Origin of the sequence: Cryobacterium sp. 10I1 (assembly GCF_035019805.1) — a bacterium.
Lineage (GTDB): Bacteria > Actinomycetota > Actinomycetes > Actinomycetales > Microbacteriaceae > Cryobacterium > Cryobacterium glucosi.
Genome location: NZ_JASJVF010000118.1, coordinates 1 through 10161 on the forward strand (window position 1 = coordinate 1; position 10161 = coordinate 10161).

Consider the following 10161-nt stretch of genomic DNA (forward strand, 5'->3'; position numbering starts at 1 on the left):
GCAGCGTCGGGTACACCGATCCGGGGCTCGGGCGCCATGTGCCTCCCGAGCGCTCGGTGATCTCCTTGATCAGTCCGTAGCCGTTGAAGGGCGCTTCGGAGAGCAGCGAGAGGATGGCGAGGCGGACATCCCCCTTGAGCTTGCGCTGGGCACCCGGCGGCATGAAGCCGCGCGGGCCGAAGCCGCCGAAGCCCGGGCCGAAACCCGGGCCGAAACCGGCTCCGAAACCGGGCCCGGCGCCCCGGCCGAAGCCGCGGCGCTCGTGCCGGTCGCCGGAGTCGTGGGTATGGGGTTCGCGAAAATCGTTGTGCATGGTGGTGTCCAATCGGGAAGCGGGTGGTCGACGGTCGAGAGGATCGGCGATGGCTTAAAGATATATCGGTGAATAGTCCTGAGCAATGACTCTCAGTGAATACGCAGCCGGGAGGTCGAGCGTGATGCGCGGTGAGTGCGGCAGCATGGACCACATGCAGGCCGACCCAGAGTTCAATCCGGAGTTCTTCGAGATCAACCCACTCTTCTCTCGCCCGGGGGAGGACAGCGTTGCGCCGCGGTACGTCCTCGGCGCGGGCCCGATGGAACCGGAGACGGCATACCAGATCATCCACGACGAGATCATGCTCGATGGAAACGCCCGGCTGAACCTCGCCACGTTCGTCGGAACCTGGATGGACGAGCACGCCGGGCGGCTCTACGCGGAGTCCTTCGACAAGAACATCGTCGACAAGGACGAATATCCGCAGACCGCCGCGATCGAGGAGTATTGCTGGCGGATGATCGCCGGCCTCTGGCACGCGCCCGAGCCGATGGAGACCATCGGCACGTCGACGATCGGCTCCTCGGAGGCCTGCATGCTCGGCGGACTCGCCCTGAAACGCCGCTGGCAGCAGGCCAGGCGAGCGGCCGGGAAGCCGACCGCGCAGCCGAACCTCGTGATGAGTTCCGCGGCACAGGTGTGCTGGGAGAAATTCTGCAACTACTGGGACGTCGAGCCTCGATTCGTGCCCATCAGCGAAGAGCATCCGAGCCTGGACGGGCACGACCTGGCGAGCTACGTCGACGAAAATACCATCGGCGTCGTGGCGATCATGGGTGTGACGTACACCGGGGTCTATGAGCCGGTCGCGGCGATCAGCGCCGCCCTCGACGAGATCGAGGCGCGAACCGGAGTGTCCGTTCCCATCCATGTTGACGCGGCCTCCGGCGGGATGATCGCACCCTTCCTGCAGCCGGAGCTCGAGTGGGACTTCCGATTGGTACGGGTGCACTCGATCAACACCTCCGCGCACAAGTACGGCCTTGTCTACCCGGGACTGGGCTGGATCGTCTGGCGGTCGAAGGATTCACTGCCAGAGGACCTGGTCTTCCATGTCAGCTACCTCGGCGGGAGCATGCCCACGTTCGCGCTCAACTTCTCGCGTCCCGGCGCGCAGGTGCTCCTGCAGTACTACCTCTTCCTTCGGCTCGGATTCGACGGCTACCGTGCCGTGCAGCAGTCCGCCCAGGACGTTGCGCGGTACCTCGCGCGCGGCATCGAGAAGATCGGTGCCTTCACACTGTGGAATGACGGGTCGGACATCCCGGTCTTCGCCTGGCGCCTCACCCCCGGCCACACCCGGAACTGGAACCTCTTCCACCTGTCGGACCGGCTGCGCTCCCACGGCTGGCTCGTTCCCGCGTACTGGATGCCCGACAACCTGTCCGAGATGACCGTCCAGCGGATCGTCGTACGGAATGGGCTCAGCATGGACCTCGCTGCGCGCCTGCTCACAGTGATCGAGGAGGAGACGGCGTATCTCGACCGGCTCGAAGGTCCGATGCCCGTCGAGGGGCAGCATCCGGGCTTCACACACTGACTCCTGACGGGTGCCCCCTTGCCGGTTCGGGCGTCTCTTCCTATGCTCACGACGGGACCGCCGCCCAGGCGGGCCGACGTACAGAGGAGAATGCGATGACGCTCAAATACGGTGTGCTGGCTGTCGTTGAGGCCCGGGCCGGGCAGGAACAGGCCGTCGCGGATTTCCTCGCCGGTGCACAGGCACTGGCGGCCGCCGAGCCGGGCACCCGGACCTGGTACGCCTTCCGGGTCAATGACGATACGTTCGGCATCTTCGATACCTTCGACACCGAGGAGGATCGCCAGGCACACCTCACGGGGGCCATCCCGGCAGCGCTCGCCGAACATGGTCCGACCCTGCTCGTGAGGGACCCCGACATCAGCCTGATCGACATCCTCGCCGCCACCTAGTCGACGGCGAACCCCTCAGCCGCCGCCGACGTGGGTGCCCGGACGGCGGAGCGGGTCGGGTTCGACCTCGCGCATGATCTCCCGCACGACGGGGGCGGTGTCGCCCTGGCCGAGCAGGAGGTAGCGCATCAGATGGAAGAGCGGGTTCCCCTCCGACCATTCGAAGTAGACGTGCGGGCGTACCCCGGAGGCATCCCGCAGGGCGAGCAGGATCGCAGCGATGGCGTTCGGCGCCGCCGGGCTCTGCGCGCGCAGCACCCGGTAGCCTTCGATCTCAACTCCCCGGACGTGCACGATCTTGCTGAAGCCGGAGGGGTCGATGACCTCGATCTCGAGGAAGAGCACGTCCGCGGTTCCGGGAACCGGATTCATCCCACGCTGGTCGGCCTCCTTCGCCGCGTACTCGGCGCGGTCGCCGCTCTGGGGCTTGTTCGCGATGATGTTCAGGGCGCCGTCATAGACGAGGGAATCGGCGACGAACTGCCGGGCCATCCCGTCGAATTCGACGCTGTCCACCCGGAGCTCGGTCGTCCGTGTCACGCGTGAGATCAGGGACACGGCGATGATCGCCGCGATGAAGAACACTGAAATCGTGATCCCGTCCGGTTTCTCGACGATGTTCGCGCCGAGGGCGTAGAGGAGCGCGAGCGACAGGACACTGAAGCCGATGCTCGCGCGGCGTTGCCTGCGGCGGACGGCAGAGATGGTCACGGCGACGGCGCCGGACACCATCATGGCGAGGATCCCGGTCGCGTACGCGCCGGCCTGCGCGTTCACATCCGCCCGGAAACCGATCGTGATCAGCACACTCACCCCGGTGTACACGAGTACGACCGGGCGGATGGCGCGGCTCCAGTCCGGCGCCATCCCGTACGACGGCAGATACCGCGGCACGATATTGATCAGTCCGGCCATCGCGGACGCACCCGCGAACCAGAGGATCAGGATACTGCTCACGTCATAGACGGTCCCGAAGACCTCGCCGACGCGCTCGTGGGCGAGGAAGGCGAGCGCGCGCCCGCTCGCCGCGCCGCCCGCCTCGAACTCGGCCGGTGGGATGAGCACGGTCGTCACGAAGCTGCTCGAGAGCAGGTAGACGCTCATGATGAGGGCCGCGGTCGTGAGGAGCCTGCGGGTGTTGCGGATCCGCGAGGCGAGTCGTTCCTCGGGGCTCCTGCCGTCCGCGGCGACGAGCGGCATCATGCTGACCCCGGTCTCGAAACCCGAGAGACCGAGGACGAGGAGCGGGAACGCGATCACGGCGGGCCCGAGGATATCGCCGAAACCGCTTCCCCGTGCGGTGAGTGCGTCCGTCCAGTTCGCGATCACCCCGGGTTCGGTGAAGGCGTCGTGGAGTCCGACGCCGATCACGACTCCATTGAGCAGCAGATACACCGCGACGAGGGGAATGGCGACGGAGACGGCCTCGCTGAAACCGAGCAGGAAGACTCCGCCGAGGATGAGCAGCAGCACGACCGTGATCGGCACGGCCTGGCCCGCGAGGAAGCTCGGCGCAAACGGGTTCTCAAGGATGTGCACCGTCGCATCCGCCGAGGACAGCGTGATCGTGATGATCCAGCTGGTCGCGACGAAGCCGAGCAGGATGAGCACGAACACCTTGCCGCGCCAGAACGGCAGCAGCCGCTCGAGCATCGCGACGGACCCTTGCCCGTGCGGGCTCTCCTTCGCGACGCGGCGATACATCGGCAGCATGCCGAGGAGGGTGAGCGCGACGATGAGCAGGGTCGCAACGGGTGAGAGCGCGCCGGCGGCGAGGGCCGCGATACCGGGCAGGTAGGAGAGGGTCGAGAAGTAGTCGACGCCGGTGAGGCACATCACCTGCCACCAGGGGTGGGTGGATGCCGTCCCCTCTGCGCTCTCGAGGCCCACCGGTTGCACCCGGTTGGCCAGGAGCCACCGGCCCAGGGGCCCGTATGCTGCCTTCGTGCGGATCGGACTCGGAACGCTCGCGGGGATCTCGGGACGAACGGCACGGCCCGGAGTCTGGTCCATGGTCACACGAGCTTTCGGGCGTCATCCTCGTCGCGCACGTCGACGATGTCGTGGGCGGCCAGGTCGTGGTGGATCGGTGTCCGGCGGTCGCCGAGCGGTTCACCGGTGCCACCCCACATTCCGGAGATGACCTCGGCCATGATCGAGACCGCGGTCTCCTCCGGCGTGCGGGCGCCGAGATCGAGGCCGATCGGGCTGTGCAGCCGCGCCAGTGCGACCTCGGGCACGGCTGCCGCGCGCAGCCGGTCCAGGCGGTCGTCGTGGGTGCGCAGGGAACCCATGGCGCCGACATAGGCGAGGTTGTCGTCGGCGAGGGCCAGCTCGAGGAGAGGGACGTCGAACTTCGGATCGTGGGTGAGTACGCAGACGACGGTGCGCGCGTCGAGGAGGCCGGCAGCACTCTGCTCGGCGAAGTAGCTGTGCGGCCAGGCCACGACGACCTCGTCGGCTCCGGGGAACCGTGCAGGAGTCGCGAACACGGCGCGGGCATCGCACACGGTGACCCGGTACCCGAGGAAGTCGGCCAGCCGGGTCAGGGCCGCGGCGAAGTCGACAGCGCCGAACACGAGCATCCGTGGCCGCGGGGCGAAGCTCGTGACGAAGACGCGTAGTTCAGCGCCATCGCGTTCTCCGTCCGGCCCGTAGCCGATCGTCGAGGTGCGTCCCGCCGCCAGGAGGCCGCGGGCATCGTCGCCCACGACGTGGGTGAGCCGTTCGGAACCGAGGTCTCCGGTCACCCCGTCGCCGCGCACGATGAGGTGACGGCCGAGGATGCGGGGGTCGGGGTGCTCGATGACGGTCACGATACCGACCGGAACGGACGTCGCAAGGTCGCGCAGGACTGTGTCGAGCTCCGCGAAGGTCTCGCGGGAGACCGGTTCGACGAAGACGTCGAGGATGCCGCCGCAGGTCAGGCCGACCGCGAAGGCGTCGTCGTCGCTGATGCCGTAGCGCGCGAGGGCCGGCCGTCCGGTGCGGATCACCTCCTGCGCGAGTTCGTAGACGGCGCCCTCGACGCAGCCTCCCGATACCGAGCCGACGACGGCGCCGTCGCTCGTGACGAGCATCGATGCTCCTGCGGGCCGGGGCGCGGAGTGGAACGTGCGTACGACCGTGGCGAGCGCCGCCGTCCGCCCGCGTTCCCAGGCGGGAACCAGTTCTTCGATGACGTCACGCATTGCGGAGTCTCACGGTCGGCGCCCCTGGCGGATGTCTGCGGCCGAGCGGGCTGCACCGTGCCGGCCGAGCCGGTAGCCGACGAAGCCGACGACGGCGAGCAGGCCGAGGAGTGTGGCCGGGTTGCTGAGGCGCTCCATGATCATCGCCCTGGCGAAGCTGAAGGCGTCGAGGCTCGATCCGGCGGCCGGAGGCGGCGGAGTCCTGGGAACCGGCCGGGCGGGAACGTCCGCCGGGTGCACGATGCCGATCGGTGCCGTCGCGCCCGGCTCGGCGTCCACGGGCACGGTGTTCGCAGGCACTGCGTTCGCAGGCACGGTGTCCGCCGGCGCGGGCGCCTCGCTCAGCATCGCCTGGAGGTTCTCGGCGAAGAGCGCCATCATCTGGTCGGTGACACTGCCGATGATGCTCTTGCCCATCACGGCGACCTTCCCGGAAAGGTCGACGTCGGCGTTCACGGTGCCGTGGGTCGTCCCGTCCGCCTCGGTGAGGACAAGCGTCGCCGTGCCCTGCGCGGTGCCCTGGCCGCGCGCCTCCTGGGCGCGCCCCTCGAAGACCGCCCGGTGGGCATCTGCATCCCGCTCGATCACGTTCATCATTCCTTTGTACTGCATTGCCACAGGTCCGAGCTTCACCTTCATGCCGACCTGATAGGCGTCGTCGGAGAGACGGTTCAGGATCTGCGCTCCCGGTACGCAACCGGCGACACGTTCGAAGTCCATCAGGGTCGCCCAGACCTCCTCGATCGGCGCGGTGACGGAAAAGGTGCTGTCAAGCTGCATGGTCATGTCCTCTGGTCGTCGGGTGGGGTCGAGTACGGGGATCGGTGCTGGATGCGGTGCAGGGACGGGTGCGGGGGTCGAGCCGTTCTGCGCGGATCAGGTCGGCGAGTTCGCCGAGCGCCGCGTAACTGTGGCCGCTCACGATGGCGTCGATGTAGGGCAGGGCGGCGTTCATCCCTCCGACGAGCGGCTGGAATCCGGGAGCGACCGTACGCGGGTTGACCCAGACGATCCGGTACGCGAGGCGGCGCAGACGGGCCATCTGGTCGGCAACGAAAGCGGGGTCGTCGAGGGCCCAACCGTCGGAGAGCACCACGATCACAGCGCCCCTGGCCAGTCCGCGCCGACCGTGGTCGTCGATGAACCGGCGGATGCTGTCGCCGAGCCGGGTGCCGCCGGCCCAGTCCGAGGAGCTCGCCGCGGCGTTCGCGAGCGCGGCGTCCGCATCCCGGACGGCGAGTTGGCGGGTCAGCCGGGTCAGCCCGGTCGAGAAGACGAAGGCCTCCGCGTGCGCGCCCGCAACGGCGCCCTGGAGCAGGGTGAGGAACACCCGGGTGTACGGTTCCATCGACGCCGACACGTCGCAGAGCAGGACGAGCCTGCGCGGTTGTTCCCTGCGGCGGGAGGAGACCAGAAGGATCGGCTCCTCGCCGGTGCGGTGTGCGGCCCGGACGGTGCGCCTCAGGTCGAGCCGGGCACCGTCCGCTCGGGTCGGCCGAACCCGCCTGCTGCGCCGAAGCGGGGTCGAGAGCGAGATCCGGCGCACGAGGTTCCGAACCTGCTCTGTCTCCTCAGCGCTCAGGAGCGAAAACGAGGTCTCGTGCAGGCGGCGTTCGAGCGAGGCGAGCATCAGGATCGTCTCGCGTTCGACGGCGCCCGGATCTGAGGGCCCTGCTGCGGGAGCAGGCGTCGGAGCCCGGGTCTCTGGTCCTTCGCGCGGTTCCTGCCGTCTTGCGGCGAGGTCGTCGTGTGGCGCCGGGCGGGTCCTGGCCTCCGAGCCGATGGCCGGCGGCGCGTTCGAAGACGGTACGGGTCCGCTGCCACGTTTCCGGCGGCATCCGTTCGTCCCAGCCACTCAGCTGGTTGACGACCCTGTCGTTGGCGGCGTCGAGGGCCCGGTAGCCGACGAGCCCGTGCCGACCGGGTTCGACCCCGGTGGTCAGGCTCGTGATCGCTGCGGCGGTCGTGGCGGGGAAGACCGTATCGACGACCCCGGCCCTGGTCAGTTTCGACATGAGGTACCGGGCGTGGCCTGCCCGTGCCCGCAGCGAGCTGACGCCGAGGCCGTCGACGAGCACGACGACGGCCTTGTCGACAGCGGCGAGGGCAAGCGCATTCTCCCGGCCGAGGACCGCAGCGTGGCAACTTGACAGGACGTCGGCAAGGCGCAGCGCACTGAATTGGCGGGCCGGTAGCATGGGGGGCATTGGGTCAAGTCTGTCATGGACACGGCCCTGCACTGGCGCGCAGCCTGCGCGCCCACCCGATCGTGCCGCTGGTCCTGCCACCGGAGCACCCCAAGCAGAATTCACGAATGAGTCGCACACCCGCTACCCCGCCCGCAGCATTCACCGAACGCATCGAGGACGTCGATGTCTCGACGGAGATGCAGGGATCGTTCCTGGAGTACGCGTACTCGGTGATCTATTCCCGCGCCCTCCCCGACGCGAGGGACGGGCTCAAGCCCGTGCAGCGCCGGATCCTCTACCAGATGGCCGAGATGGGCCTGCGTCCGGACAAGGGCCACGTGAAGTCGGCGCGCGTCGTCGGCGAAGTCATGGGGAAGCTGCACCCGCACGGTGACACCGCGATCTACGACGCGCTCGTGCGGATGGCCCAGGCCTTCACCCTCCGCGTTCCCCTCATCGACGGCCACGGCAACTTCGGGTCCCTCGACGACGGCCCCGCCGCGCCGCGGTACACCGAGGCGCGCCTCGCAGCCCCCGCCCTCGCCATGACGGAAAACCTCGACGAGGACGTCGTTGACTTCGTCCCGAACTACGACAACCAGCTGACCCAGCCGGATGTGCTCCCTGCCGCGTACCCGAACCTGCTCGTCAACGGGGCCGCGGGCATCGCCGTCGGCATGGCGACGAACATGGCGCCGCACAACCTCATCGAGGTCGTCGGCGCGGCGCGGCACCTGCTCGCGCACCCCGACGCGACGCTCGACGAGCTGATGGAATACGTGCCGGGACCCGACCTGCCGACCGGGGGGACGATCGTCGGTCTCTCGGGGATCAAGGATGCCTACCTCACGGGCCGCGGCAGTTTCAAGACCCGCGCCAAGGTCTCCGTCGAGGCCATCACGGCCCGGAAATCGGGCCTCGTCGTGACGGAGCTCCCCTATCTCGTCGGCCCGGAGCGGGTCATCGAGAAAATCAAGGACGGCGTCACCTCCAAGAAGCTCAGCGGCATCTCCGACGTCACAGACCTCACCGACCGCACCCACGGCTTGCGGCTCGTGATCGGCATCAAGACCGGCTTCAGCCCCCTCGCCGTTCTCGAACAGCTCTACCGTTACACCCCCCTCGAGGATTCCTTCAACATCAACGCGGTCGCCCTCGTGGACGGCGGACCGCAGACCCTCGGCCTGCGCGAGCTCCTGTCCGTCTACGTCGGCCACCGGATCGAGGTCGTCACCCGGCGCAGCGCCTACCGCCTGGCCAGGCGCACGGAACGCCTGCACCTCGTCGAGGGCCTCCTCATCGCCATCGTCGACATCGACGAGGTCATCCAGGTGATCCGCACGAGCGACGACACCGAGCAGGCCCGCACGCGCCTGATCGACGTCTTCGAGCTGAGCCAGATCCAGGCCGAGTACATCCTCGAACTCCGTCTGCGCCGCCTCACCCGCTTCTCCCAGATCGAACTCGAGGCCGAACGCGACCAGCTCCTCGCCGAGATCGCCCTCCTCGAAGAACTGCTCGGGAGCAAGCAGGCCATCCGCACCCTCGTCTCCGACGAGCTCGCCGCCGTGGCGGAGAAGTTCGGCACCCCGCGCCGCACCCTCCTCACCGAGGCCAAGCCGAGCATCGCCGGCGCCGTCGCCAAACGCAACGCCCCGGTGCTCGAACTCACCGACACGCCGACCAGGGTCTACCTGAGTGCCACCGGTCGCATCGCCAGGGTCGACCTCGCCGCCATCGAGCCCACTGCTGACGACCCCTTCGATCCCGATGCCCTCCCGGCTGGAGACGCCGCGACGGAGACCGGTGACGCGGCATCCGCGCCCCGGACCAGGACCGTACCCACCCAGCGGCGCAGCAAGCACGACGCCGTGCTCTCCACCCTGGACACGACGAGCCGTGCAGAGGTCGGCGCCGTCACGAGCCGCGGCAGGCTGATCCGGTTCACCCCGGTCGACCTGCCCGTGATGCCGCCCACATCCATCCAGCTCGGCGCCGGCGTGCGCGTGGCCGACTACCTGGGCCTGACCGACAGGTCCGAGACCGTGCTCGCGCTCGTTTCCCTCGAGTCCGACCGCTCCATCGCGCTCGGAACCGCCTTCGGCACCGTCAAGCGCGTCGTCGCGGGCGACTGGGCGAACCGGCCTGACTTCGAGATCATCCAGCTCAAGCCGAAGGACTCCGTCATCGGGGCCGAGCAGGGCACGGAGGACGACGAGCTCGTCTTCGTCACGTCCGACGCCCAGCTCTTGAGGTTCCCGGCCGCATCGGTGCGGCCCCAGGGCCGCCTTGCCGGCGGAATGGCCGGGATCAAACTCGCAGCGGATGCCCGGGCCGTGTTCTTCACGAGTCTCGCGGCCGACGACGCGGAGACGGCCGTCGTCGCCACCGTCGCAGCGTCCAGCCACACCCTCGCCGGAACGGACCCCGGCAGTGCCAAGGTCTCCGAGTTCACCGAATTCCCCGCGAAGGTTGCAACTCGTCGCCGAGGCTATAGAAGCGCTGGAAGTTCATGATCAGGGGTCGCCATAGG

9 protein-coding genes are annotated in these 10161 nt (G+C 68.5%); 3 read left to right on the forward strand and 6 right to left on the reverse strand.

All coding sequences use genetic code 11. The features are described from left to right. On the reverse strand, positions 1-313 hold a 313-nt coding region (locus tag QN345_RS11260; protein WP_323508659.1), incomplete at its 3' end, for a PadR family transcriptional regulator. Between the two features lie 145 nt (positions 314-458). Between QN345_RS11260 and QN345_RS11265 the strand changes: the two genes are divergently transcribed. Beyond that, positions 459-1856, forward strand: a complete 1398-nt coding sequence (locus QN345_RS11265) for a glutamate decarboxylase (protein ID WP_416173114.1) — start codon at positions 459-461, stop codon at positions 1854-1856. A gap of 95 nt (positions 1857-1951) precedes the next feature. Further along, complete coding sequence (locus tag QN345_RS11270) at positions 1952-2248, forward strand: putative quinol monooxygenase (RefSeq protein WP_134446454.1); 297 nt, start codon at positions 1952-1954, stop codon at positions 2246-2248. Positions 2249-2263: 15 nt separating this feature from the next. Here the strand turns inward: QN345_RS11270 and QN345_RS11275 are convergent, their stop codons facing one another. From QN345_RS11275 to QN345_RS11295, 5 genes are read right to left on the reverse strand one after another with little or no spacing between them, the layout of a single operon-like run. Continuing rightward, the gene (locus tag QN345_RS11275; protein WP_322135883.1) at positions 2264-4261 is read right to left on the reverse strand and encodes an amino acid transporter; all 1998 of its coding nucleotides are present in this window, start codon (positions 4259-4261) and stop codon (positions 2264-2266) included. 2 nt (positions 4262-4263) lie between these two features. Beyond that, entirely contained in the window at positions 4264-5439 is a 1176-nt protein-coding gene (locus QN345_RS11280) for an XdhC/CoxI family protein (RefSeq protein ID WP_322135882.1), read from the reverse strand. 9 nt (positions 5440-5448) lie between these two features. Then, positions 5449-6219: an SRPBCC family protein gene (locus QN345_RS11285; RefSeq protein WP_322135881.1), complete on the reverse strand. Its 771-nt coding sequence runs from the start codon at positions 6217-6219 to the stop codon at positions 5449-5451. Next, the gene (locus QN345_RS11290; protein WP_323508660.1) at positions 6209-7069 is read right to left on the reverse strand and encodes a vWA domain-containing protein; all 861 of its coding nucleotides are present in this window, start codon (positions 7067-7069) and stop codon (positions 6209-6211) included. The genes QN345_RS11285 and QN345_RS11290 overlap by 11 nt, the downstream gene beginning before the upstream one ends. Then, a complete protein-coding gene (locus tag QN345_RS11295; protein WP_323508661.1) occupies positions 7011-7646 on the reverse strand; it encodes an alkaline phosphatase family protein in 636 nt (211 codons plus the stop codon). The genes QN345_RS11290 and QN345_RS11295 overlap by 59 nt, the downstream gene beginning before the upstream one ends. 107 nt (positions 7647-7753) lie before the next feature. On the opposite strand from QN345_RS11295, the gene QN345_RS11300 reads away from it, so the two are divergent. After that, positions 7754-10144 carry a DNA topoisomerase IV subunit A gene (locus tag QN345_RS11300; RefSeq protein ID WP_323508662.1) on the forward strand — a complete coding sequence of 797 codons (2391 nt, stop codon included), beginning with the start codon at positions 7754-7756 and terminating at the stop codon, positions 10142-10144. Positions 10145-10161: the final 17 nt, after the last annotated feature.